Source organism: Nocardia alni (genome assembly GCF_019038435.1).
Taxonomy (GTDB): Bacteria; Actinomycetota; Actinomycetes; order Mycobacteriales; family Mycobacteriaceae; genus Nocardia; species Nocardia alni.
The window spans coordinates 15,127-39,375 of the sequence record NZ_JAGPOX010000095.1 but is presented as its reverse complement, the minus strand read 5'-3'; the positions used below and the strand labels follow the sequence as shown (position 1 = coordinate 39,375).

The window sequence follows — 24,249 nt, the reverse complement described above, 5'->3', positions numbered from 1 at the left end:
GGGGTGCGGGGGGCGTGGGCGTCCTCGTAGTAGAAGCGGATCGAGGAGGCTGCGGTGCCTGTCAGCCAGTAGATCGCCACGTTGCCGATGATGAAGTCCGCGTCCAGGGATTCGCCGAACAGTTGGGTGTTCCAGCCGAGCAGGCCCAGGGGTGAGTCGGTGAGTGCGTAGGCGAGGGTCTGGGGCTGCTGGCTGTGCAGGATGTTGAAGGCCATCTTGTTCTCGTGGAACCACTGCAGGTGACCCAGTGCGGCCATGTCCTCGTCCGGCAGATCGGCCATCTCGGCCGGATCGCCCGAGGGGAACGAGAACAGCTGTGTCACATGAACTCCGATCATGCGCTCGGGCGCGAGGCGGGCGATCTCGGGGGAGATCATCGAACCCGCGTCGTTGCCGATCGCGGCGAAGCGCTGGTAACCGAGCCGGTCCATCAGCTCCAGCCAGGCCTGCGCGGTGCGGTGGGTGGTCCATCCGGTGCTGCGGGTCGGGCCGGAGAAACCGAAGCCGGGCAGGGAGGGGATCACCACGTGGAAGGCGGGCGTCTCGACCGATTCGGGCTCGGTCAGCGGCGCGATGACGTCGAGGTACTCCAGGATCGAACCGGGCCAGCCGTGGGTGAGGATCACCGGAATCGCATCCTCGCGGGTGGAGCGGATGTGCAGGAAATGAATGTCCTCACCCTCGATGTCGGTCGTGAACTGGGGGTAGGCGTTGAGCCTCGACTCCAGTGCGCGCCAGTCGAATTCGTCGAGCCAGTAACGTGCGAGCGCCCGCACCCGATCGCCGGGAACGCCGTAGGCGTCGCCGACGCCCGGCAGCTCGTCCGGCCACAGGGACCGGCGCAGGCGCTCGGCCAGATCATCGAGGCGGGCCTGGGGGACATCGATGCGGAAGGGGTGGATGGCGTTCATTGGATCTCCTGAATCGGAACGGAATGTTTTGTTCTGTTTAGAGAGTAGCAGAACGGATCATTCCGTTTCAAGTGCTAGTCTCGATTCATGCCCACAACAGCCGAAACCCCAGCTCCCAAGGGCCTCTCGGGCCGTAAGGCGCAGGCCGCCCGCAACGACGGGATCATCCTGGATGCCGCCCGTGCGGTGTTCCTCGCCGATGCGGGCGCACCCATCGCCGCGGTCGCCGAGCGGGCCGGCGTTGGCATCAGCGCTCTGTATCGTCGCTACCCGTCCAAGGAGGCGCTACTGCGCACCCTGTGCTACAACGGCCTGCGTCGTTTCAACGCCGAAGCCGAAGCGGCGCTGGAGAATTCGGATGATTGGCAGGTCTTGGTGGATTTCCTGCGCCGCGTGGTCGACGCCGATGTCCACTCACTGACCGTCCGCCTCGCCGGCACCTTCACCCCCGACGACGAGATCGTTCCGGAGGTCCGCCGCTCCGGCGAGCTGAGTGAGGAGGTGATCCGACGCGCCCGCCGTTCCGGTCGTCTGCGTCCCGGGATCGGCACCACCGATCTGGGATTGCTTCTCGAATCCTGTGCCGCCATCACCCATCCCGACCCCGCGCGCGCGGGCCAGCTGCGTCGCCGCGTCTTGGCGATGATCATCGACGGCCTGACCGTCGACTCGGAGCTTCCGGGGCCGCCCCCGGAGCCGGGCGAATTCGCATACCGCTGGCAGCCGCCAGAGTGAGTTCTCGCGGCGTCGAGCCGCGATACCCCGGGTCCGTCGTCCCAGCGGAGGCCGGGGTCAGGCGGGACCCTGGCCTCCGCTGGGAGGCCGGACCCGGGTTCGCCTTGGGGAAGTGGGGATTACGAGACGACCGGGAGGTACACCTTGCCGCCGGATTCGGCGAATTCGGCCGATTTCTCCGCCATTCCGGCCTCGATCGCCTGAACGTCGGTGAGGCCCTGCTTCTCCGCGTATTCGCGTACGTCGGCGGAGATGCGCATGGAGCAGAACTTGGGACCACACATGGAGCAGAAGTGGGCGGTCTTGGCGGGCTCCGCCGGGAGGGTCTCGTCGTGGAATTCGCGGGCAGTATCGGGATCCAGGGACAGGGCGAACTGGTCGTGCCAGCGGAATTCGAAGCGAGCCTTGGACAGTTCGTTGTCACGGTCCTGGGCGCGAGGATGTCCCTTGGCCAGGTCGGCGGCGTGGGCGGCGATCTTGTAGGTGATGACGCCTGTCTTCACGTCGTCGCGGTTGGGCAGGCCCAGGTGTTCCTTGGGTGTGACGTAGCACAGCATCGCGGTGCCCGCCTGGGCGATGATCGCCGCGCCGATCGCGGAGGTGATGTGGTCGTAGGCGGGTGCGATATCGGTGGCCAGGGGGCCGAGGGTATAGAACGGCGCCTCCTCGCACAGCTCCTCCTCGAGCCGCACGTTCTCCACGATCTTGTGCATGGGCACGTGGCCCGGGCCCTCGATCATCACCTGCACGCCATAGGATTTCGCGATCGTCGTGAGCTCACCGAGGGTGCGCAGCTCGGAGAACTGGGCCTCGTCGTTGGCATCGGCGATCGAGCCCGGACGCAGGCCGTCACCCAGCGAGAAGGTGATGTCGTACTTCGCCAGGATCTCGCACAGCTCGGCGAAATTCGTGTACAGGAACGACTCCTGATGATGCGCCAGGCACCACGCGGCCATGATCGACCCGCCGCGCGAGACGATGCCGGTGACCCGCTTGGCGGTCAGCGGCACGTACCGCAGCAGCACGCCGGCGTGCACGGTCATATAGTCCACGCCCTGCTCGGCCTGCTCGATCACGGTGTCGCGGTAGATCTCCCACGTGAGCTGTGTGGGATCGCCGTTCACCTTCTCCAGGGCCTGGTAGATCGGCACGGTGCCGACCGGTACCGGCGAATTGCGCAGGATCCACTCGCGGGTCTCGTGGATGTTCTTGCCTGTGGACAGATCCATGATGGTGTCGGCGCCCCAGCGGGTGGCCCACACCATCTTTTCGACCTCCTCGGCGATGGAGGAGGTGACGGCCGAATTGCCGATGTTCGCATTGATTTTCACCGCGAACTTCTTGCCGATGATCATCGGCTCGGATTCGGGATGGTTGTGGTTGGCCGGGATCACCGCACGGCCCGCGGCGACCTCCTCGCGCACCACCTCGGGCGAAACCCCTTCGCGCGCGGCGATATACCGCATCTCGCTGGTGACGATGCCCTCGCGCGCCCAGGCGAGCTGAGTGGGCGGGCCGGATACCTGCGGCTTGGCCCACCCGTCACGCAGCTTGGGCAGCCCGGCCTCCAGGTCGATGGCGGCCGTGTCGTCGGTGTACGGACCCGAGGTGTCGTAGACGTCGAACTGCTCGCCGTTGGTCAGATTGATCCGACGGACAGGAATCCGCAGGTCATCGACCTTTTCATAGTACTTGACGCTGCCCTGAATGGGGCCGGTGGTCACGGAGTCGACCGTGCCCGAGACGTGATTGTCCGACATGTTGAAACCTCCCTACGCCGGCATTACCCGGTCAGGTTCGAACGGTCGACGGCCCTGATCCGCCCGAATGGGCTAGCCGTCCTCTCAGCCCGCTGGTGCGAGCCCCCGCATGTTCTGTTGTAGTACTCGGCCGAGAGTACATGCCCAGACTGCCGCGCGACAGGCGGATTGCCGAACCTGTGTTCGGACCGCATCGCTAGCAGCGGCGATAGGTTCGACCGTTCAATGCCCAGCCGTGGCCGATGAGCGACCGGAATCGGCCAGGTAGGTGAACTCAGGCGGAGCGCAGTGCGCGGTAGACCGCCGCACCGGTGAACGCGCCCAGATCCTGCGGCGTCCATTCACCGTCCCCGGACAGCAGCGTGCGGACCGCGCCCTCCCCCGTGGAGACCCACAACTCGACCAGGACGGGCAGTTTGCGGTCGGCCTCGACGGTGCCCCATGCCCGCAGCGTCGGGCGCAACCGGCGCGTACAGCGCTCCACGGCCACTCGGCGACCCCGCCCGAACGAGCCGGCCACCGCGGGATCGGGATTGCCGTACAACAACTTCCAGGTATCGGGCCGGGCGGCAACGGTCTCCAGCAACGCCCGGAAGCCTTCGACGAAGACCTCCTCGTCTGCCTCGACGCGGCGGCGGGGCAGCACACCGAGGATGCCCTCGAGTAGATAACCCTCCTCGCGCCGGATCAGCGCGTCGATGAGTTCTACCCGGTCGGCATAGCAGGCGTAGATCACCGGGCGGGTGACGTTCATCCCCTCGGCGACCGCGGCGATGGTGACGGCCGCGATGCCGTGCTCGACCGCGATCCGCAGCGCGGTGTCGAGCACGTGCGGGCGGCGGCGTTCGGGTCCGAGATGCTGCGCGCGCGGCCGCACCGCGGATTCCGAGCTCATGCGGACCAAGATACAGCGGGCCGCGGACGCATCCCGGATACGAACAATCGGACAACCATTGGCAAATATCGCGATGTGAAGTGTTGTACTCCCGACGAGTTACCGCAATCACCAGTTCGTTATAGGGATGTGTTAACGAGCCGAGTGATGATGAGCCTACGGTTGCGTAGCCTGATGCTCGTACGGCAACCTCCAGATATAACCCAACAGACCACTGCGTGCGGCCCGACTCGGAATGTTCCGGGACGCGGGTCCGCATGCCGTAACCCAGCCGAGGAGGCCGGTCCGTGACGCACTACAAGGCGAACCTTCGGGATATCGAGTTCAACTTGTTCGAGGTGCTGGGCATCGGGGAACTGCTGGACGGCGGCGCCTACGGCGATCTGGACGCCGACACCGCACGCGGCATGCTGGGCGAGGTGCTGCGGCTCGCGGAAGGCCCGGTCTCGGAGTCCTTCGTGGATGCCGACCGCAACCCCGTCACGTTCGATCCCGCTACGCACTCCATCACGGTGCCCGACTCGATGCGCAAGACCGTGGCGGCGGTGAACGCCGCGGGCTGGTCCGCGCTGGGCATGCCCGAGGCCATGGGCGGCGTCTCCGCGCCATCCCCGCTGATCTGGGCGAGCCAGGAAATGCTTGTGGCGGCGCACAATTCGGCGAGCTTCTTCAACATGGGCCCGCTGATGCACGAGGTGCTGTTCCGTGAGGGGACCGAGGAGCAGCGGCGCTGGGCGGCGCACGCCTGGGAAAACCGCTGGGGCGGAACGATGGTGCTCACCGAGCCGGACGCCGGTTCGGACGTGGGCATGGGCCGCACCAAGGCGATCCAGCAGCCCGACGGCACCTGGCATATCGAGGGCGTGAAGCGGTTCATCTCCGGCGGTGACGTCGGCGACACCGCCGACAACATCTTCCACCTCACCCTGGCCCGGCCCGAGGGCGCGGGTCCCGGCACCAAGGGGCTGTCGCTGTTCGTCGTGCCGAAGTTCCTGTTCGACTCGCAGACAATGGCATTGGGTGAGCGCAATGGCGTGTACGTCACCAACCTCGAGCACAAGATGGGCATCAAGTCCTCGCCCACCTGCGAATTGACCTTCGGCGCCGACCATCCCGCGGTCGGCTATCTGGTCGGCGATGTGCACAACGGCATCGCGCAGATGTTCAAGGTGATCGAGCACGCCCGCATGATGGTGGGCGTGCTGTCCGCGGGCACGCTCTCGACCGGATATCTGAATGCGCTGGAGTACGCCAAGACTCGCGTGCAGGGCGCGGATCTGACACAGAACACGAACAAGGCCGCGCCGCGGGTGAGCATCACCCACCATCCCGATGTGCGCCGCAGCCTGGCCCTGCAGAAGGCGTACTCGGAGGGGCTGCGCTCGCTGTATCTGTACTGCTCGGCGTATCAGAGTCCCGATCTCGCCGAGGCCGGCTTCGGCGCCGACGCCGATGTGGCCGCGCGGGTGAACGATCTGCTGCTGCCCCTCGTCAAGGGCGTCGGCTCCGAGCGGGCGTACGAGACGCTGACCGAATCGCTGCAAACCTTCGGCGGCTCCGGATATCTCCAGGACTACCCGATCGAGCAGTATATCCGCGACGTCAAGATCGACTCGCTCTACGAGGGCACCACCGCGATTCAGGCGCAGGATTTCTTCTTCCGCAAGATCATCCGCGACAAGGGCGTGGCGCTGGGCCACGTGGCAGGCTTGATCCAGCAGTTCGTCGAGGCCGACGAGTCCCAGTTGAAGACCGAGCGGGCGCTGCTGGCCACCGCGCTCGAGGATGTGCAGGCCATGGCGGCCACCCTGACCGGATATCTGGTGGCCTCGCAGCAGAATCCGGAGGAGATCTACAAGGTCGGTCTGGGCTCGGTGCGCTTCCTGCACGCGACCGGTGATCTGATCATCGCGTGGCGGCTGCTGGCGGCGGCCAAGGTCGCCCTGGACGCACTCGACCGCGGTCCCTCGGACACCGATCGGCTGTTCTACACGGGAAAGGTCGGCGTCGCTTCGTGGTTCGCGAAGAACAAGCTGCCGCTGCTGAGCGCCGTCCGCTCGGTGATCGAGAATCTCGACAACGACATCATGCGTCTGGACGAGGCCGCGTTCTGAGCCGAGTTCGTCCCGGCGTGGTCGCTCTGCTCGTGACCGCGCCGGGACAACAGCCGGTGTGTCGGGGGGACACGCGGGAGAATGGGACTTTCTGGACCACTCGACCGGATGACATGTCGTAAAGCGGGTACAACTACCGCATGGTTTTCCCCGTGGATTTCGGCTGGATCCAGGTGCTACTGGGGCTGATGTTCGTCGTCGCGATCATTTTGATCATCACCGCGCTGATCAAGGAGCGCGAGGTTCGCTGGCGAGTGCTGTCGCGGCGCGGTTCAGGCGCACTGGTATTGATACTCGTGGCTGTGCTGATCCTGTGGGTGACGACGCTGCTACAGACGTATCTGGGGCTCACGGGCGAGGTCAAAGCCGCGCACGTGGTCGCGAAAACCGTTGCCAACAGCCCGCATACGCTCGAGGTGGACCTGACCCTGTACGGGGACAAGGATCATGCCCAGAAACAGGCCAGCTATCTGGTCGAGGGTGATATGTGGGCGCTGCAGGCGAATATCGTCGAGCTCGAGCCATGGGTGAACGCGCTGGGCTTCCACTCCGGCTACAAGGTGACCAGGCTGTTCGGCGAGCGCCTGGACGGAACCGCGGTGAAGCAGAACCAGATCTTCGTCAACGGCAGCGATCAGGGCTTCTTCCAGCAGATGCAGAGCCGCAGGTGGTACACCAACCCCTTCGTGCGCTCGGCCTACGGCAACGCCGTCATCTCCATGCCGGGCAGCTACGACGTGTACATCTCCCAGGACGCCATCAAGACCCGGCCGGACTAGTTCATCAGCCCCGCCGTCGCCTGATCGGCGATCTCGGCGAAGACCGGCGCGTGATCACTGGCGCCCTTACCCTTTCGCTCCTCCCGATCGACCCCGGCGTCGGTGACGTTCGCGGCCAGCGCGGGAGAGGCGAGGATGAAATCGATGCGCATGCCCTCCTTGCGGGGGAAGCGCAATTGTGTGTAGTCCCAGTAGGTGTAGACGCCCGGCCCCGGCGCGAACGGCCGCATCACGTCGGCGAACCCGGCTTCGGCCATGGCCGTGAAGGCCGCGCGTTCGGGCTGGGAGACATGGGTTTTGCCGTCGAAGAAGTCCATCGACCACACGTCGTCATCGGTGGGCGCGATATTCCAGTCGCCCACCAGCGCGATCCGCGCCTCGGGCCGCTCGGTCAACCATCGAGCGCCCGAATCGCGTAGTGCGGCAAGCCACTGCAGCTTGTACTCGTAATGCGGATCGTCCAGGGCACGCCCGTTGGGCACGTACAGACTCCACACCCGAACCCCGCCGCACGTGGCGCCGATCGCGCGGGCCTCGACCACCGGCGCGCTCAACAGCGAATCCTGTGCGTCCTTGTCGAATCCGGGCTGACCGGGAAATCCGACCTCGACATCCTCCAGCCCGATCCGGGACGCGATCGCCACACCGTTCCACTGATTGAACCCGACGTGCGCGATCTCGTACCCGGCCTCCTCGAATCGCTCCGACGGAAACTGATCGTCCCGGCACTTGGTTTCCTGGATGGCGAGCACATCGATATCCGCGCGATCCAGCCACGCGACGACCCGATCCACCCGGGACCGAATCGAGTTCACGTTCCACGTCGCCAATCGCACTGCCGGTTCGCCTCTTTCGGATTGTGATGAGAGTTACAGACTAGGCCGGTGCGGCATAGCGGTAGCCATGGTGTTCCACGAAGCCCATGTGGCGGTACAGCTCTCTGGCCGCGGTATTGTCCGCCTCCGCCTGGAGATAGGCGTGTGTGGCGCCGCGCCTGTGTCCCCAGCGGATCAGTTCGGCGCAGATCAGGGTGCCCAGGCCGTGCCTGCGATGCGGGGCCGCGACGGCGACGCTGCTCAGGCCGATCCAGCGGCGGCCGTCGGGCGCGGTGGTGAGGGCGGCGCGGCCGATCGCCAGAGGATTGGGCAAACCCAGTGTGGCGAAGGCCAATTCGCCCTGATGAACCGAGGACAGCACCGCGCGGTCGGGGAACATCGGCGGCACCGGTGAGGTGTCCTCACCCTGGAATCGGTGCAGCTCCAGCCAGCCGTCGTTCGGTCCGGTGTCGAAGCGCACCATCGAGGGGCCCTGGGGCAGCACGAAGGCATCGATATCGATGCCCATCACCACGGTTTCGGCCCACATCCGCCAGCCCGGCGGCGCCGAGGCCAGCCGATCGGGCAGCGACATCTGGACCGGCAGGCCGCGCTCGGCGTACCAGAGGCGGATCCGCTCCAGGGTCTCCGGCATCTCCAGGGCCGGGGCGCCGGGCTCGCCGAGCGGCAGGGCCGAATTCGCGCGTTTGGAATAGCCGTTGCCGGCACGCAGCAGCCACCCGTCGATCCAGGTGTGCTCGGTGCCGGGCCAGCCGTAGGCCGCCGCTGTCTCCAGCGCGCGGATGTCGCGGGTGCGAATGGGCGTGGGCCCCAACGCCCGTGCGGCGACGATGCGCTCGGGCGGGATGGTCATCGTCCCGGAGGCGGTGCGCACGGTCATCGGCTCGAGCGTGACGAGTTCGCCGATCACATCGGTGAACTCGTGGGATTCGTTCTCGGGCAGGCGGTATCGCACCACCACACGCCGGCCGGGTACCAGCTCGCCCGGATCAGTCGTCATGTCCGAACGGATCCGGAACCGTACCCGGCATCCAGCTCAGACCCGGTGTGCCCCAGCCATTTCGCTTGATCGCCTTCTTGGCCGCGCGGGCGTTGCGGCCGATCAGCACGTCGACGTAGAGGTGGCCGTCCAGATGGCCGACCTCGTGCTGCAGCATGCGGGCGAAGAAGCCCTTGCCCTCGATATCGACCGGAGCGCCCTTTTCGTCGGTGCCGGTGACGCGGGCCCAGTCGGCGCGGCCGGTGGGGAACTGCTCGCCCGGTACGGACAGGCAGCCCTCCTCGTCGTCGTCGGGATCCGGCATCGTCTCCGGAATCTCCGAGGTCTCCAGCACCGGATTGATCACCGCTCCGCGCCGGCGATCCATTTTGCCTTCGGCATCGACGTCGGGGCAGTCGTAGACGAACAGCCGCAGCGGCACCCCCACCTGGTTGGCGGCCAAGCCGACGCCGTTGGCGACGTCGAGGGTTTCGTACATGTCCGCGATCAGCTCGGCCAACTCGTCCGGGGTCTTGGTGACCTGCTCGGTCGGGGTGTGCAGGACCGGATCGCCGACGATGCGTATGGGGAGAATCGCCATGATCGCACACTTTACGCGGCGTCCCGGGGGGTTCCGACACGCCGTGTGACACATCTAGTAAATCGTTCATCCGTGGTTGAATGGGCGGCGACGTATCGTCTGGTGGTAACTCGGCGAGGGAGCATTATGGACAGCGCAGCGGCCCGGAATCTTTCCGCAAGCCCGGACAGCTCTGTCGTCGGCGGCGATACCGCACCCACCCAGGACCGCGAGGTCGAAGGGCTGACGAGGCGCGAGCTGGACATCCTCGATTTCGAGCGCAAGTGGTGGAAGTACGCGGGCGCCAAGGAGGAGGCCATCCGCGAGCTGTTCGCCATGTCCGCGACACGGTATTACCAGGTGCTCAACGCCGTCGTCGACAAGCCGGAGGCGCTGGCCGCCGACCCGATGCTGGTCAAGCGGTTGCGGCGGCTGCGCGCGAGTCGTCAGAAGGCCAGGGCGGCACGGCGACTGGGCTTTCAGGTGTGATGGGCGTCGGAGTCGTCGGACGGCTAGGGTCTTAAAGCGTGAGCGAGCTTGCGAGCGAACCATGGGCCCAGCGCGCCTTGCGCACGGCGGAACCGAGCGCCAGCGAGGTGGAGCCGTGAGCAACCCGAATCCGTCCTCCGGGGGACCGCCGCTGCGTGCGCTCGCGATGGTGCTGATCGCGCTCGCCATCGTGTTCGCGGGGCTCGGCGCGATGTCGCTGTCGAAATCCGGCACGAGTACCTCGTCGGCCAGTACGGGCTCGTCCAGCTCGGAAACCACGACGACGACCACCACCACCTCGGCCAGCAGTTCGGCCGAGCCGACGACGACGACCACCACCGCGGCCCCGACGACCACCGCGACGGCGGGCGTCGACAAGTCGATCCCGGTGCGGGTGCTCAACAACAGCACCATCGCGGGGTTGGCGGCCAAGACCGGCAGCCGACTGACCGCGAGTGGCTGGAACGTCGTCGCGACGGGCAACTACGCCACCAGCATTCTCTCGAAAACGACTGTCTTCTACCAGAATTCGCGCGAGCAGGCGACGGCGCAGGCTATCGCCGGCCAGCTCGGCGGGATCACCGAACCTCGAGGCTCGACCCTGGCACGGGACGGGACGGGCATCATCGTCGTCGTCACGGGCGAGTGAATAACCCGGTATTCACCCGCCCCGAAAGCTCCGCCGGCTTACCGTCCCCGGGACCCGGACCGGATAACGGCTCTGGCATCATCTTGTCCGGTAAGGAAACTGTCCAGCCAGCTTTACTCGTAAACTCGGTACTCGTAAAGGAGTTCCCCCGATGGCCCCGTTCACGACACGCCGCCCCTCCTGGTGGACTGTGACCCCGGTGCTGGCGGTCGCGGTCATCGGCCTCGCAGCCTGCTCCAACGGTCAGCAGTCGAGCGACGTCAAGGGAACGACACCGCCGGTGTGGACGGGTACGGCGGGTCCCGGAGATCAGTCCCAGGCCGGTGGGCCCAGTCAGGCGGCCGCGACGCCCGGTGATTCGGTCTCGGTACAGCTGAAGGACCCCGACGGCGGCGATGTCGGCACCGCGACCATCGTCAAGTCGGGCAACCACCTGGAACTCACCGTCGACGCCAAGGGCCTCAAGCCCGGCTTCCACGGCCTGCACATTCATCAGGTCGGCAAGTGCGAGGCGAATTCCGTCGCCCCGACCGGCGGCGCGCCCGGCGCCTTCCTGTCCGCGGGCGGACATCTGCAGGTCGGCGACGCGCACGCCATGCCGGCCAGCGGTGACCTCACCTCCCTCGAGGTCGGCCAGGACGGCGCCGCGCACCTGGTGACCACCACCGACGCCGTCACCTTGGACGACGTCAAGGGCAAGGCCCTGATCATCCACGCCGGCGCGGATGACTTCGGCAACATTCCGAGTCGATACACCCAGGCCGCCGGCGGTGCCCCGGGCCCGGACGCCGAGACACTGGCGACCGGCGATGCGGGCGCCCGTGTGGCCTGCGGTGTCATCGGGTAAGCGCAGGTAGGCCATGGGCGGGGCAGGCATTCGTAGGGTTCCCTGGAACGGATCGCCCCGGCCCACGCTCGGCGTCGAATGGGAGATCGCGCTGGTCGACAAGCAGACCCGCAATCTCGCCAACAAGGCAGCCGCGGTCTTCGACGCGGTCGGTGATCTGCATGCGCCGGACGGCATTCCGCGGATCAGCAAGGAGTTGCTGCGTAATACCGTCGAGCTGATCAGCGGCGTGCACGACACCGTCGCCGAGGTCGTCGACGATCTGCGCGGCACGATGGACGTGGTGCGACGCGCCGCCGATCCGCTCGGCGTCGACCTGTTCTGCGCCGGCACCCATCCCTTCGCGCAGTGGTCGGCCCAATTGCTCACGCGTTCGGAGCATTACGACGAGCTGATCGATCGCACCCAGTGGTGGGGGCGGCAGATGCTGATCTGGGGCGTGCACGTCCATGTGGGAGTTTCGCGCCCGGAGAAGGTCTTTCCGATTCTGAACACCCTGTTGCTGTCGTATCCGCATTTGCTGGCGCTCTCGGCGTCCTCGCCGATGTGGGCGGGTGTGGACACCGGGTACGCCAGTAACCGGGCCATGATGTTTCAGCAGTTGCCCACCGCGGGACTGCCGTTCCAGTTCGAAAACTGGTCGCAATTCGAGGGTTTCGTGCGCGACCAGATGAAGACCGGTGTGTTCGAGCAGCTCGGCGGGATGCACTGGGATATCCGCCCGGCGCCGAAGTGGGGCACCATCGAGGTGCGGGTGTGCGATGGAGTACCCAGTCGCGCAGAGCTTTCCGCGCTGGTTGCGCTCATCCACTGCCTGATCGTCGATATCGATCGGCGGGTCGAGGAGGGCGAGCGGCCGCCGACGCTGCCGCCATGGCATGTGCAGGAGAACAAGTGGCGCGCGGCGCGCTACGGCCTGGACGCGATCATCATCACAGACGCGGACGGCAGCGAGCGTCTGATGATCGACGACCTGTCCGACATGCTTTCCCGGCTCGAGCCGGTCGCCAAGCAACTGGGCTGCTCGGACGAGCTGTCGCTGATCCCCGAGATACCCAAGCGCGGCGCCTCCTATCAGCGCCAGCGCCGTGCCGCGGCGGCCGCTCAGGGCGATCTCGTGGCGGTGGTCGACGCCCTGGTCAAGGAACTGGATACCTAGCCGCGCCGGTGATGCGGCGTTCATCGGACTGTGATGCGGTGAGGAAAATGTCGCCCTTCGGATATCGGTAGTTCAGCCGGCCAGCGGGGTTGCGTTCACCGCTTGTTTACTATGATGACCGTGCTTCTCGACAACCCGCGTTCCGGCCTCGACGGCGACGCTCGCTGGACTGCGTGGCCGTCGAGACGAGTAATGACGATCGCCGCGGTCGCTGCCGTACCGCTGTTGCTGATCGTGCTTCAGATTGTGGCCTCGTACAACCATTTCGAGGGTCCGCTGCACAGCATCTGGGAGGACTACGCCGGTACGCCCAAGTCGATGTCGATGCCATGGGCGGGTCTGGCACTGGCCCTGGTCGGGCTGTCCTGGCGACGGCGGTTCACCACGCTCGCGGTAGCGGTGGTCCTCGACGCGGTGATCGCGGGAGTGCGGTTACTGCTCGGTGGGCCGCTGACCTTCGGCAACGGCGCGGTGATCACGCTGACCGGCCTGGCGCTGGTGGCCTGGCTCGGTTGGGAGGGTCGCGACAAACGCAACGCCCTGCATGCGGCCGCGCTGGGCGCGCTGCTGATCCTGGCCACCAAGGTCGGCGATGTCTGGCTGCACGTCACCGTCATGGCCGGGCCGAAGGTGCTGGATCGGTATGTGGTGCTGTCCGATCACGCCTTCGGTGAACCGTCCTGGCTGGTGGCGCGGGCCTTGACCAGTTCAGCCGCGCTGGGGCCGGTGGTGCCCGCGGTGCTGCACTGGGTCTATATCGAACTCCCGGTGGCGGCGATGGTGATCGCGGTGTGGCAGCTGCGCAGGGTTGCCTCGAAGCGCGCGCCCGAGCCCTGGCCGAGCCACTACCTGGTGCGCACATTCCTGGTCCTGGGCATCGTCGGTCCGCTCATCTATGTGCTGTTCCCCGTGGTCGGGCCGATGTTCGCCTTCGCTCCCGGCGGTCACGGCTTCCAGATCGGCAACTACTGGCCGCGGCACGTGCCGCCGCTGGACCATGCGCCCGCGCGGATGGTCTTCGACACCTTCACCCCGCGCAACTGCGTGCCGTCCATGCACGCCGCGTGGTCCACCTCGATATTCCTGCACTCGCGCCGCGACAACGACGGCTCGCCCGCGCCACGCTGGCTGCGCTGGGGCGGTGCGTTCTGGGTCCTGGCCACCCTCGTGGCCACGCTGGGCTTCGGCTACCACTACTGCTCGGACCTGATCGCCGGCGTGGTGCTGTGCCTGACCCTCGAAAGCGTGCTGCGCGCTCCCGAACGCGGCTGGGACGGTATCCGCGTCGCCCTCGTCGCCACCGGCGCCGCCTTGTTCAGCGCCCTGCTGCTGTCCTTCCGATTCCTGGCCCTGTGGATGGCCGAACACCCCGTGCCCGCGGGCATCATCGTGCTGGCGCTGGTCGCGGCCTACGCCCGAGCGTTCTACAACACCTGGTTCGCGCGACTCCCGGACGCGCACGCGACCGAGATGAAAGACGTGCTCGCCCGGTAACTTGGGTCCTGTGCCGCAACTGTCACTGACCGCGAGACTGAACCGTTCGGCGGCCGACGCCCGGCGCGGTGTGGTCCGGATGCATCCGGAGGCGCTCGCGGCGCTGGGATTGCGGGAGTGGGACGGTATCGCGCTGATCGGGTCGCGCCGGACGGCCGCGGTGGCGGGCCTCGCGCCGGCCGGGACCGCCGCCGGGGTGATCCTGCTCGACGACGTGACGTTGTCGAACGCGGGTGTGCGCGAGGATGCGACCGTGGTGGTGACCCCGGCGTCGGTGCTCGGGGCGCGGCGGATCTCGGTGACCGGCTCGGCGCAGGCCATGCGCACGATCGCGGAGGCCACGCTGCGGCAGGCGCTGCTGGGCAAGGTGGTCACGGTCGGCGACGCGGTCTCGCTGCTGCCCCGCGACCTGGGGCCGGGGACCAGTACGGCCGCCGCGTCGCAGGCGCTGTCGCGGACGTTCGGCATCGCGTGGACCTCCGAGCTGCTGACGGTCACCTCGACCGATCCCGTGCGCGGACCGGTGAGTGTGCAGCCGAACAGCGCGGTGGCGTGGGGTTCGGGCGCCGCGGCCGTCGAGGCATCGCACGATCCGGTCGCCGACGTATCCACCGAGACGGCCGGGCCGGGTGCGCGAGTGATGGTGCGGGACAAGCCCTCCGCGGTGGCGATGACCGAGCTGACCGGCGTGCGGGCACAGGCGGCGAAACTGTCCGAATGGCTCAGCCTCGCCCTAGACGAGCCCGAACTGCTCAAAACTCTCGGTGCGCCACCGCATCTGGGTGTACTGATCACCGGCCCGGCCGGTGTGGGCAAGGCCACGCTGGCGCGCGCGGTGGTCGGCTCGCGTCGCCTGGTGGAACTGGACGGCCCCTCGGTCGGTGCGACCGAGAGCGGCGCGCGGCTGCGCGAGGTCGGGCTGGCGGTGTCGGAAATCTGTTCCGGAGCGGGCGGAGTGCTACTGATCACCGATATCGATGCGCTGCTGCCGGCCGATCGGGAACCGGTCGCCACGCTGATCCTCGATCAGCTGCGCGGCACGGTGCATACTCCCGGAGTCGCGTTCCTGGCGACCACCTCTCACCCCGCCGGTATCGACAGTCGGCTGCGCGCACCGGATCTCTGCGATCGCGAGGTGGCGCTGACCCTGCCGACCGCGGCCGTGCGCAAGGATCTGCTGCGCCGGCTGTTGCGCAAAGTGCCCACCGGGGATCTCGAACTCGACGAGATCGCCGCCAGGACACCGGGTTTCGTCGTATCGGATCTGGCGGCGCTGTGCCGGGAGGCGGCGCTGCGCGCGGCGTCGCGGGCGAGCCGAGACCACACCGATCCGGTGCTGACCCAGCCGGACCTGGCGGGCGCGCTCCAGGTGATCCGCCCCCTGTCCCGCTCGGGCGCGGAGGAATTGGCGATCGGCAGCCTCACGCTGGACGACGTCGGCGATATGAGCGAAACCAAGCAGGCGCTCACCGAATCGGTGCTGTGGCCGCTGCGGCATCCGGATTCGTTCGCCCGCCTGGGTATCGACCCGCCGCGCGGCGTGCTGCTGTACGGCCCGCCGGGCTGCGGTAAGACCTTCCTGGTTCGGGCGCTGGCCGGGAGCGGGCAACTCAGCGTGCACGCGGTCAAGGGGGCTGAGCTGATGGACAAGTGGGTCGGCTCCTCCGAGCGTGCGGTGCGCGAATTGTTTCAGCGTGCCCGGGACTCCGCGCCCTCGCTGATCTTCCTGGACGAAGTGGACGCCCTGGCGCCGCGGCGCGGCCAGAGCACCGACTCCGGCGTGGGCGACCGGGTGGTCGCGGCGCTGCTCACCGAACTCGACGGGGTAGAACCGCTGCGCGAGGTGGTCGTGGTCGGTGCGACCAACCGGCCGGAGCTGATCGATCCGGCATTGTTGCGCCCCGGACGACTCGAGCGCCTGGTCTTCGTGCCACCGCCCGACGCCGGCGGGCGCGCCGACATCCTGCGCACCGCGAGCCGCTCCGTGCCGCTCGCCCCCGATATCGACCTGCTCGAACTGGCCGAGGGCTTGCACGGATATTCCGCCGCCGACTGCTCGGCCCTGCTGCGTGAGGCGGCGCTGGCCGCGATGCGCCGCGACGTCGAGGCCGCCGACGTCACCGCCGCCGATATGGCCACCGCGCGCGCGGCGGTGCGGGCTTCGCTGGACTCCGCGCAGGTCGAATCGCTGCGCGCCTACGCGGATCGGCGCAGCACCTGATCGCCACGCCTCGTACTCACTATGCCAACAGGCAGCATGTCAGCAAGGTGACAGCTGATTTCGTGAGGGCCGGCCAACCTGCCGGGGACGGGCTCGCTCAGCTACCTTCCGACCGCCGGCCGCCAACGCCAAGGGTGTGGCTGTCGAGTCTGGGCGCGGGGAGGCAGTCGAGCGGCAAATAGCCCGTAACCGGCAAGTCGATGCGCCCGGTGCCGCGCTCGCGGGTAGCTTTTTCCTGGTGAGCACCCGTCATGCGATGGTGGAGACGATCACGGCCTTCGTATGCACACTGGTTGCTGGAATGTCGCTATTACTGCCGATCGATTTCGGTTGGACGTCGGAATCAACCGCGCTGCAACTGGATATGCTCGCCTTCAGCGTGCCGCGCGCCATCGCCGTCGGCGGCGTCGTCGCGGTGCTGATCTCGGTGTTCGCCACGACGATGAACCATGCGATGGCCGCCTGGGGCTCCGCGCTGGCCGGTATCGCGATCATGTTCGTCAACCATCTCGCCGGTCGCCATGCCAGTCCCGCGGCCCCGCTGTCCACCCTGAACTTCGTCGATTCGATCGCCGGGGGCATGTTGCTCGGTGGTATCGCCGCCGCGGTGCTGCGCGGGCGGATGCAGGTGTTCGGGTGGACCCTGGGCGCGCTGGCCAGCGTCGTCGTCGCCGCGGCGCTCCCGGTGCCGCATCCGATGGACCTGATGGATCCGCGCAAGGCGCTGCGCTGGCCCTCGACGGACTCGCCGCCGATGTGGCTTATCGGGCTCGCGCTGGCGCTGGTCGTGATCGGCACCGTGATCAACCGCCACAGCGTCGAGATCGAGCGGCGCACGGTGGAACTGCCGATGGCGCCGATCCTGGCCGGGATGCTGTACATCAGCGTGGCCCTGTTCAGCGCGGAATGGCTCGCACACCGTGTCGCGAGCGCCCTCAACCTCACGCTGGCCGTGGCGACGACGGTGGTCACCGCGATGATCGCGGCCCTGCTGCTGCCCCGCAGGGACGGCACCCTGGTGCTGCTCGCGGTCGCGCTGTCCTCGGTGGGCTGTGCCGTCGTCCCGGCGGAGCTGCCCCGGTGGACGGGCCCGATCATCGTCGCGGTGGTGGCGCTGGGCATCCTGCTGGGCATGCGCCGGCCCGCGCCGATCCTGGCGCTGCTCCTACTCGCGTGCCTGGCGCTGTTCGGCGTGCTGACCACCCCGGGCGAGCAGGGACCGCTGCACGCCGCCATTCTGGGACTGGTGCTGGCCCTGGCGGCGGGCTACAGCTTCGGCTGCGCCGCGCCGCGATACAACCCGACCCGGGTACTGGGGGTCGCCATCGTGCTGGGCTCCTCGGTCGTGCTGGCGCTGCGAGATCACCTCAGCAGCGGCAACTTCAGCACCGCGACCATCGAGGCCGGGCAGTGGAACCCCAGCCAGACGCCGATGGTGCGCTCCGTGACAGCGTACGAGATGGCGCTGGCGATCACGATCTGCTGTGCGATCGGCCTGCTGATGCTGCGGCATTGGCGTGCGCCCTTGGTGTTGCGAGGGTCGCCTCGAGCCGTCGACGCGCAGCAGCCCCCTGAGTTGCCTGAAGATAGCTAAAACGTATCAATGGGTCCGTTATGCCGCATCTGCGTCGGCGGAACGAACTTCTCGGCAAGTAATATCGGCCAGAGCCTACCCACCCCGCCGGCTCCGCAAGCTCCGCCGGCTGACGATCCCGGAAGACCGCTGCCGACCGACGGAGTGTTGTTTGCTCGCCATCCTGCTCGCACATGCCGCCGCCGCTCTAGTCGCGCCGCCGTGCGTTCGGATGGCCGGTCGACGCGGGTTCTACGCGCTGGCGCTGGTCCCGCTGGGCAGCCTGGTCTGGGTGATCACGCACTGGAACGATGGGCAGCGCGTGCGGATCGACTGGGCGCCCGGCATCCACCTGAATCTGGATCTGCGCTTCGATTCGCTGAGCAGCATCCTGGCGACGCTGGTGCTGGGGATCGGCGCGCTGATCCTGGCCTACTGCGCCGGCTATTTCGACGACGACGACCGCCAGCGCCTCGGCATCTTCGCCGGGTACATGGTCGCCTTCTCCGGAGCCATGTTCGGCCTGGTGACCAGCGACAACATGATCCTGATGTTCACCTTCTGGGAGGCCACGACCGTCCTGTCGTTCCTGCTGGTCGGGCACCACGCCGAACAGGTCGCGGGTCGTCGCGCGGCGTTGCAGGCGCTCCTGGTGACCGGTGCCGGCGGTCTGACGATGCTGGTCGGGATCATCATGGTGGGCCGGGAATGCGGCAGCTACCGCCTGTCGGAGGTGGTGGTCCGCGTCGACCCGCACTCCTGGTCGATCGGTGTCGCGGTGGTGCTGATCCTGATCGGGGCGCTGAGCAAATCGGCCATCGTGCCCCTGCACTTCTGGCTGCCCGGCGCGATGGCCGCGCCCACTCCCGTCAGCGCGTATCTGCACGCCGCGGCGATGGTCAAGGCCGGCGTGTATCTGGTGGCCCGCCTCGCGCCGGTGTTCGCGGTGTCCGCGCCGTGGCATCCGATCCTGCTCACCCTCGGCGTCCTGTCGATGATCCTGGCCGGTCTGCGCTCACTGCAGGTGTACGACCTGAAGCTGGTGCTGGCCTTCGGCACGGTGAGCCAGCTCGGATTCATGATGGTGCTGCTCGCGATCGGCACCCCGGACGCCGCCCTGGCCGGTGTGACGATGATCGTGGCGCACGCCCTGTTCAAGGCGTGCCTGTTCATGGTCGTCGGTGTGATCGACCACAGCGCCGGGACCCGGGACATGCGACGGCTGTCCGGACTGGGGCGGCGCGCACCGGTGCTGTGCGGCACGGCGATCCTGGCCGCGCTGAGCATGGCGGGGATTCCGCCGCTGCTCGGATTCGCCGGCAAGGAGAGCGCGCTGGGCTCGATCCTGGAGGCGGACAACCTGACCGGTCCGGTGAAGCTGGCGGTGGGTATCGGCGTCGTGGTCGGCTCGATGTTCACCGTCGGATACAGCGTCCGATTCCTGTGGGGCGCATTCGGTTCCAAGAACGGGCAGGCGTCCGATTCGGCCTCGGTGCCCGAGCCGCAGCGCACCTGGCATCCCCCCGGTGCGCTGTTCGTCGCACCCGCGGCTGTGCTGGCGGTGGCGAGCCTGGCCGCCGGCCTGGCGGCGCCCGGACTGGACCGGCTGTTGCGGCCCTATGCGCAAACGCTTCCGGGACGGCTCGATTCGCATCTTGCGCTGTGGCACGGCTGGGGCACCCCGCTGACGCTGTCGATGGTGGCGATCGCCTGCGGCCTGCTGCTGTTCGAGATCCGCGACCGCATCGGCGAATCCGCCAACCCCCGCCTCGGTAACGCCGACCGTGTCTACGACGCGACCCTGCGGGCGATGGATCAGCTGTCGCTGCGTATGACCGGTGCGACACAACGCGGTTCGCTCCCGCTGAACCAGGCGTTGATCCTGATCACCCTGATCCTGCTGCCGATCGCGATGTTGACGATCGAGGCCCGGTCCAGAGTGTCGCTGCGACTGTGGGATTCACCACTCCAGCTGGTGATCGGGCTGATCATGATCGGGATGGCGCTGGGCGCCACCATGATGCGCAACCGTCTGGCCGCGGTGCTGCTGGTCGGCGTCACCGGCTACGGCTGCGGCGCCATCTTCGCTCTGCACGGCGCGCCCGATCTGGCGCTGACCCAGTTCCTGGTGGAGACGCTCACACTGGTGATCTTCGTGCTGGTGCTGCGCAGATTCCCGGCCGACATCGAGGCGAGCCGCACCGCCGCGTTCAAGGTGCGCCGGGCGCTGCTGGCCGCACTGGTGGGCGCCACGGTGTCGGTGCTGGCCGCGTTCGCGATCTGCGCGCGCGGCACGGATCCGATCTGGCATCGAATACCTTCTGCCGCATATCAGTTCGGCGGCGGCAAGAATGCGGTGAACGTGCTGCTCGTCGACATCCGGGCCTGGGACACCCTGGGTGAGATCTCGGTGCTGGTGGTCGCCGCGACGGGCGTCGCCTCGTTGATGTTCCGCAGCCGCCGGTTCGGCACGCTGACCCGGGTGGCCGACGCCCCCGGCTACACCCACGATCCCAATCGCACCTATTGGCTGCCCTCCTCGGGCCTGGTCGCGAGTCGGCATCGGTCGATGGTGCTGGCGATGACCACCCGCCTGCTGTTCCCGACGATCATGATGCTCTCGGCGTACTTCTTCTTCTCCGGCCACAACGCGCCCGGCGGCGGCTTCGCCGGCGGGCTGACCGCCGGATTGGCCCTGGTCCTGCGGTATCTCGCGGGCGGGCGGTACGAGCTGGCCGAGGCCCTGCCGGTTGACCCCGGACATCTGCTGGGCGCGGGCCTGGCCCTGGCCGGCGGGACGGCGACCGGATCGCTGCTGCTGGGCGCGCCGCCGCTGTCCTCGGCGATCATCCAGGTGACGGTGCCGATCTTCGGCCATATCAAGCTGGTCACCGCGATGCTGTTCGACCTGGGTGTCTATCTGATCGTGGTCGGTCTGGTGCTGGACGTGCTGCGCAGCCTCGGCGCGCGCCTGGACACCGAGGACCCGATGACCACCGGATCATTGCCGGTGATCCGATCCGAGGGGGAGACGCGGTGACGGCGAACCTCACGCTGCTGGTACTCATCGGCATACTCGTCGCCTGCGCGGTGTACATGGTGCTCGAGCGGGCGGTGTCGAAGATGCTGCTGGGCATGATCCTGTTCGGCAACGCGGTCAATCTGCTGATCATGACGGTCGGCGGCCCGGACGGACGGCCGCCGATCCTCGGCGAGACCGATCGGGTGCACCATCAGACCGCCGATCCGCTGGCACAGGCGATGGTGCTGACCTCGATCGTGATCACCATGGGCCTGGCCGCCTTCGTCCTGGCGCTGGCCTACCGCGCCTACGCCTTGCGCGCCACCGAGCAGGTCGAGAACGATCCCGAGGACGTCAAGGTCGCCTCCCGGCGCGAGGGGGAGGACCCGGAGAGGTGAGTCTTCCCCACGATCTGATTCTCCGGCTCGCTCCGCTGCCGGTCCTCGTTCCGCTGCTCACCGCAGCGCTGTGCCTCATCGTCGGTCGTAAACCCCGCGTGCAGCAGGTCATCTCGGTGATCGCGCTGAGCTGCGTGGTGGCGGTCGCGGCGATGCTGTTGTATCTGGCCGACCATGACGGTATGGCCGCGTTGCAGGTCGGCGGCTGGCATACGCCGATCGGGATCACGCTGGTGGTGGACCGGCTGTCCGCGGCGATGTTGCTGGTCTCCTCGATCGTGCTGCTCGCGGTGCTCGTCTTCGCCGTCGGGCAGGGTATCAGCGACGGCACCGAGCGCCAGCCCACCTCGATCTTCCAGCCGACGTATCTCATTCTGAGCGCCGGTGTTTCGATCGCCTTCCTGGCCGGGGACCTGTTCAATCTGTTCGTCGGATTCGAGGTGCTGCTGGCCGCGTCGTTCGTGCTGCTGACCCTGGGTGGCAGCGAGGACCGGGTACGGGCCGGGGTGTCCTATGTGATGGTTTCGATGGTGTCGTCGCTGATCTTCCTGATCGGCATCGCGCTGGCCTACGCGGCGACCGGAACGCTGAACCTGGCGCAGATGGCCGAGCGGATGGGCGGGGTTCCGGGCGGTGTGCGCGGCGCGATCTACGCGGTGCTGCTGATCGCGTTCGGAATCAAGGCCGCGGTCTTCCCGCTGTCGAACTGGCTGCCCGACTCCTATCCGACCGCGCCCGCGCCGGTCACCGCGGTGTTCGCCGGCTTGCTGACGAAAGTCGGTGTGTACGCGATCATTCGGCTGCACACGCTGTTGTTCCCGGCCGCGCATTTCGATCGGGTGCTGCTGATCTGCGGCCTGTTCACCATGCTCCTCGGCATTTTCGGCGCGATCGCGCAGAGCGATATCAAGCGTTTGCTGTCGTTCACTCTGGTCAGTCACATCGGGTATCTGATGTTCGGCATCGGGCTCAACACCACCGCGGGCCTGGCCGGAACGGTTTTCTATGTGGCGCATCACATTCTGGTGCAGACCACGCTGTTCCTGGTGGTGGGGCTGATCGAGCGGCAGGCGGGCTCGGCGTCGCTGGATCGGCTCGGCGGACTGCTCGCGGCAAGTCCGGCGCTCGCGGTGCTGTTCGGCATTCCGGCGCTGAATCTCGCCGGTATTCCGCCGTTTTCGGGATTCCTGGGCAAGGTGACACTGCTCGAGGCCGGTGTCGCGGACGGCAGCGTACTGGCCTGGGTGCTGGTCGCCGGATCGGTGCTCACGAGCCTGCTGACCCTGTACGCGATGGCGCGGGTGTGGAGCAAGGCGTTCTGGCGCGCGCGGGCGCAGGCGCCCGAGGGAGAACTGGCCGATGCGGCGCCCTCGGCGTTGATCGACGAGTCGGTGGACATGCTGTTCGACGAGCGCCCCGACCCGGGCCGGATCCCCCGGCTGATGCTGGCGCCGACGGTCGCGCTGATCGGGGTGGGTCTGGCGCTGACGGTCTTCGCCGGCCCCATCCTGAACATCGCCTCGCGCACCGCCGGTGACCTGCACGATCGGAACACGTACCTGAAAACCGTGCTGGGCCCGCCGGATTCGGCTCGGGCGGGAGGCGGGCGATGAGTCGCGAAACGCTGGTCTGGATCGGTGGCGTGGTCTGGCTGGCGGTCGTCTACACCGCGCTGTGGGGTGAGTTCAGCGTCGGAAATATGGTGGCGGGCCTGGCGATCGGCGTGCTGATCATGGTGGCGCTGCCGCTGCCCCGGGTGCCGATCTCCGGACGCCTGCATCCGCTGACGCTGATCGAACTGGTCGTGGTCAGCGCCTACTACGCGCTCGAGTCGAGCGTGCAGATCGCCTGGTTCGCGATCCGGCGGTCCGGGTCGCCGGTCTCGGGCGTGTTGCGTGTGCGCCTGGCCATTCGGTCGCCGCTGGTGATGGTGCTGTGCGCGGACCTGCTGAACCTGATTCCGGGCACCATGGTGCTGGAGATCGATCGCGAGACCCGGACCGTCTGGGTGCACGTGCTGGATGTGGGCAGTGACGCGGCCGTCGAGCGGTTCTACTACACGACCAGGCGGCTGGAACAGCTGCTGATCCGCTCCTTCGAGCGGCCCACCGAATGGCACGAGTCCATGCGGCCCGACGCGCCTCCGCCGGAGGAGCGATGAATACACAGGAGGCGGTGCGATGACGATCGTCGCGACCATCGCGGCGGTGCTGCTGATCAGCGCCGCCATCCTCACCGGCTACCGGGTGCTGGCCGGTCCCAGCACCCTGGACCGGGTGGTCGGCATCGACTCGCTGGTCGCCATCACCGCCTCCGGATTGGCGGTGTGGGCGGCGTACAGCGACGACACCACGGTGCTGCCCGGAATCGTGGCGCTGGCCCTGGTCGGATTCCTCGGCTCGGCCGCGGTGTCCCGCTTCCGCGTCCGGGACGACCGATGATCTGGTTCGACGCGACCCTGCGCTGGGTGTCCTACGTGCTGATCGTGCTCGGCGCGGCGCTGGCGCTGACCGCGGCCCTGGGCATCGTGCGTTTCCCCGATACCCTCTCGCGCATGCACGCCGCGACCAAACCGCAGGTCGTCGGGTTGATCCTGATCCTGGTGGGCTCCGCGATCGAGCTGCGCGGCCACGGCAATGTGTGGATGCTGATCCTGGTCGGGCTGTTCACGCTGCTCACCGCGCCCGCCATCGCGCACCTCATCGGCCGCACGGCGTATCGCGAGCAGCGCGGGCGAGACGGGCTGCTGTTGATCAACGAATTGGGTGATGAGGACGACTGACTCACGGGGACGGTGAGCCGGCGGAT

Annotated in this window: 22 protein-coding genes and 1 riboswitch; of the genes, 16 read left to right on the top strand and 6 right to left on the bottom strand. The window is 67.6% G+C overall.

The features are described from left to right. The coding region (locus JZ791_RS29585; RefSeq protein ID WP_216898715.1) for an epoxide hydrolase family protein at window positions 1–911 on the bottom strand (911 nt) is incomplete at its 3' end. An 87-nt stretch (window positions 912–998) separates the two neighbouring features. Between JZ791_RS29585 and JZ791_RS29580 the strand changes: the two genes are divergently transcribed. After that, window positions 999–1,646 carry a TetR/AcrR family transcriptional regulator gene (locus JZ791_RS29580; protein WP_216898713.1) on the top strand — a complete coding sequence of 216 codons (648 nt, stop codon included), beginning with the start codon at window positions 999–1,001 and terminating at the stop codon, window positions 1,644–1,646. 119 nt (window positions 1,647–1,765) lie between these two features. On the opposite strand, the gene thiC is transcribed toward JZ791_RS29580, so the two are convergent. Together thiC and JZ791_RS29570 are read right to left on the bottom strand one after the other, a co-directional pair. After that, the gene (gene thiC / locus JZ791_RS29575; protein ID WP_216898712.1) at window positions 1,766–3,406 is read right to left on the bottom strand and encodes a phosphomethylpyrimidine synthase ThiC; all 1,641 of its coding nucleotides are present in this window, start codon (window positions 3,404–3,406) and stop codon (window positions 1,766–1,768) included. Continuing rightward, window positions 3,399–3,525: riboswitch (TPP riboswitch) on the bottom strand. Its footprint overlaps the gene before it by 8 nt. Window positions 3,526–3,680: 155 nt before the next feature. Then, the gene (locus tag JZ791_RS29570; protein ID WP_216898710.1) at window positions 3,681–4,301 is read right to left on the bottom strand and encodes a TetR/AcrR family transcriptional regulator; all 621 of its coding nucleotides are present in this window, start codon (window positions 4,299–4,301) and stop codon (window positions 3,681–3,683) included. Between the two features lie 287 nt (window positions 4,302–4,588). Here JZ791_RS29570 and JZ791_RS29565 point away from each other — a divergent pair, with 287 nt between their 5' ends. Then, on the top strand, window positions 4,589–6,415 hold the full coding sequence (locus JZ791_RS29565) for an acyl-CoA dehydrogenase (RefSeq protein WP_216898708.1): 1,827 nt from the start codon (window positions 4,589–4,591) through the stop codon (window positions 6,413–6,415). Between the two features lie 140 nt (window positions 6,416–6,555). After that, window positions 6,556–7,194, top strand: coding sequence for a hypothetical protein (locus tag JZ791_RS29560; RefSeq protein WP_216898707.1), 639 nt, complete (start codon window positions 6,556–6,558; stop codon window positions 7,192–7,194). Here JZ791_RS29560 and JZ791_RS29555 read toward each other — a convergent pair. From JZ791_RS29555 to JZ791_RS29545, 3 genes are read right to left on the bottom strand one after another with little or no spacing between them, the layout of a single operon-like run. Continuing rightward, window positions 7,191–8,030 (bottom strand): exodeoxyribonuclease III, encoded by an 840-nt coding sequence (locus tag JZ791_RS29555; protein WP_216898705.1) that lies wholly within the window; start codon window positions 8,028–8,030, stop codon window positions 7,191–7,193. The genes JZ791_RS29560 and JZ791_RS29555 overlap by 4 nt on opposite strands. A gap of 40 nt (window positions 8,031–8,070) precedes the next feature. Then, window positions 8,071–9,030: an N-acetylglutamate synthase, CG3035 family gene (locus JZ791_RS29550; protein ID WP_216898703.1), complete on the bottom strand. Its 960-nt coding sequence runs from the start codon at window positions 9,028–9,030 to the stop codon at window positions 8,071–8,073. Next, on the bottom strand, window positions 9,020–9,610 hold the full coding sequence (locus tag JZ791_RS29545) for a peptide deformylase (protein WP_216898701.1): 591 nt from the start codon (window positions 9,608–9,610) through the stop codon (window positions 9,020–9,022). The genes JZ791_RS29550 and JZ791_RS29545 overlap by 11 nt, the downstream gene beginning before the upstream one ends. 126 nt (window positions 9,611–9,736) lie before the next feature. On the opposite strand from JZ791_RS29545, the gene napA reads away from it, so the two are divergent. The 13 genes from napA to mnhG all read left to right on the top strand — a co-directional run bounded on the left by napA (window position 9,737) and on the right by mnhG (window position 24,223). Next, complete coding sequence (napA, locus tag JZ791_RS29540) at window positions 9,737–10,078, top strand: nucleoid-associated protein NapA (RefSeq protein WP_216898699.1); 342 nt, start codon at window positions 9,737–9,739, stop codon at window positions 10,076–10,078. A gap of 115 nt (window positions 10,079–10,193) precedes the next feature. Then, window positions 10,194–10,727, top strand: a complete 534-nt coding sequence (locus tag JZ791_RS29535; protein ID WP_216898697.1) for a LytR C-terminal domain-containing protein — start codon at window positions 10,194–10,196, stop codon at window positions 10,725–10,727. A 151-nt stretch (window positions 10,728–10,878) separates the two neighbouring features. After that, window positions 10,879–11,574, top strand: coding sequence for a superoxide dismutase[Cu-Zn] (sodC, locus tag JZ791_RS29530; RefSeq protein WP_216898695.1), 696 nt, complete (start codon window positions 10,879–10,881; stop codon window positions 11,572–11,574). Between the two features lie 13 nt (window positions 11,575–11,587). Continuing rightward, window positions 11,588–12,733 (top strand): glutamate--cysteine ligase, encoded by a 1,146-nt coding sequence (locus JZ791_RS29525; RefSeq protein ID WP_216898693.1) that lies wholly within the window; start codon window positions 11,588–11,590, stop codon window positions 12,731–12,733. Window positions 12,734–12,847: 114 nt separating this feature from the next. Next, window positions 12,848–14,227, top strand: a complete 1,380-nt coding sequence (locus tag JZ791_RS29520) for a phosphatase PAP2 family protein (RefSeq protein ID WP_308163148.1) — start codon at window positions 12,848–12,850, stop codon at window positions 14,225–14,227. Window positions 14,228–14,237: 10 nt separating this feature from the next. After that, window positions 14,238–16,448, top strand: a complete 2,211-nt coding sequence (locus JZ791_RS29515; protein WP_216898689.1) for an AAA family ATPase — start codon at window positions 14,238–14,240, stop codon at window positions 16,446–16,448. A 238-nt stretch (window positions 16,449–16,686) separates the two neighbouring features. Next, complete coding sequence (locus tag JZ791_RS29510; RefSeq protein WP_216898687.1) at window positions 16,687–18,042, top strand: hypothetical protein; 1,356 nt, start codon at window positions 16,687–16,689, stop codon at window positions 18,040–18,042. Between the two features lie 151 nt (window positions 18,043–18,193). Next, window positions 18,194–21,061 (top strand): Na+/H+ antiporter subunit A, encoded by a 2,868-nt coding sequence (locus JZ791_RS29505; protein WP_216898685.1) that lies wholly within the window; start codon window positions 18,194–18,196, stop codon window positions 21,059–21,061. Beyond that, the gene (locus tag JZ791_RS29500) at window positions 21,058–21,441 is read left to right on the top strand and encodes a Na(+)/H(+) antiporter subunit C (protein ID WP_216898683.1); all 384 of its coding nucleotides are present in this window, start codon (window positions 21,058–21,060) and stop codon (window positions 21,439–21,441) included. Before JZ791_RS29505 ends, JZ791_RS29500 begins: the two co-directional genes overlap by 4 nt. Then, a complete protein-coding gene (locus JZ791_RS29495; protein ID WP_216898682.1) occupies window positions 21,438–23,054 on the top strand; it encodes a Na+/H+ antiporter subunit D in 1,617 nt (538 codons plus the stop codon). Before JZ791_RS29500 ends, JZ791_RS29495 begins: the two co-directional genes overlap by 4 nt. Beyond that, window positions 23,051–23,602: a Na+/H+ antiporter subunit E gene (locus JZ791_RS29490; protein ID WP_216898680.1), complete on the top strand. Its 552-nt coding sequence runs from the start codon at window positions 23,051–23,053 to the stop codon at window positions 23,600–23,602. The genes JZ791_RS29495 and JZ791_RS29490 overlap by 4 nt, the downstream gene beginning before the upstream one ends. A gap of 19 nt (window positions 23,603–23,621) precedes the next feature. Then, window positions 23,622–23,882 carry a monovalent cation/H+ antiporter complex subunit F gene (locus JZ791_RS29485; RefSeq protein WP_216898678.1) on the top strand — a complete coding sequence of 87 codons (261 nt, stop codon included), beginning with the start codon at window positions 23,622–23,624 and terminating at the stop codon, window positions 23,880–23,882. After that, window positions 23,879–24,223, top strand: coding sequence for a monovalent cation/H(+) antiporter subunit G (gene mnhG, locus JZ791_RS29480; protein ID WP_216898676.1), 345 nt, complete (start codon window positions 23,879–23,881; stop codon window positions 24,221–24,223). The genes JZ791_RS29485 and mnhG overlap by 4 nt, the downstream gene beginning before the upstream one ends. Window positions 24,224–24,249 lie beyond the last annotated feature (26 nt).

Excerpts from the sequence above, each read along its gene's own strand:
- JZ791_RS29580 (WP_216898713.1), top strand. The coding sequence starts at position 999 with ATGCCCACAACAGCCGAAACCCCAGCTCCCAAGGGCCTCTCGGGCCGT.
- thiC (WP_216898712.1), bottom strand. The coding sequence starts at position 3,406 with ATGTCGGACAATCACGTCTCGGGCACGGTCGACTCCGTGACCACCGGC.
- JZ791_RS29570 (WP_216898710.1), bottom strand. The coding sequence starts at position 4,301 with ATGAGCTCGGAATCCGCGGTGCGGCCGCGCGCGCAGCATCTCGGACCC.
- JZ791_RS29560 (WP_216898707.1), top strand. The coding sequence starts at position 6,556 with ATGGTTTTCCCCGTGGATTTCGGCTGGATCCAGGTGCTACTGGGGCTG.
- JZ791_RS29550 (WP_216898703.1), bottom strand. The coding sequence starts at position 9,030 with ATGACGACTGATCCGGGCGAGCTGGTACCCGGCCGGCGTGTGGTGGTG.
- JZ791_RS29545 (WP_216898701.1), bottom strand. The coding sequence starts at position 9,610 with ATGGCGATTCTCCCCATACGCATCGTCGGCGATCCGGTCCTGCACACC.
- napA (WP_216898699.1), top strand. The coding sequence starts at position 9,737 with ATGGACAGCGCAGCGGCCCGGAATCTTTCCGCAAGCCCGGACAGCTCT.
- sodC (WP_216898695.1), top strand. The coding sequence starts at position 10,879 with ATGGCCCCGTTCACGACACGCCGCCCCTCCTGGTGGACTGTGACCCCG.
- JZ791_RS29525 (WP_216898693.1), top strand. The coding sequence starts at position 11,588 with ATGGGCGGGGCAGGCATTCGTAGGGTTCCCTGGAACGGATCGCCCCGG.
- JZ791_RS29520 (WP_308163148.1), top strand. The coding sequence starts at position 12,848 with ATGACCGTGCTTCTCGACAACCCGCGTTCCGGCCTCGACGGCGACGCT.
- JZ791_RS29490 (WP_216898680.1), top strand. The coding sequence starts at position 23,051 with ATGAGTCGCGAAACGCTGGTCTGGATCGGTGGCGTGGTCTGGCTGGCG.
- JZ791_RS29485 (WP_216898678.1), top strand. The coding sequence starts at position 23,622 with ATGACGATCGTCGCGACCATCGCGGCGGTGCTGCTGATCAGCGCCGCC.
- mnhG (WP_216898676.1), top strand. The coding sequence starts at position 23,879 with ATGATCTGGTTCGACGCGACCCTGCGCTGGGTGTCCTACGTGCTGATC.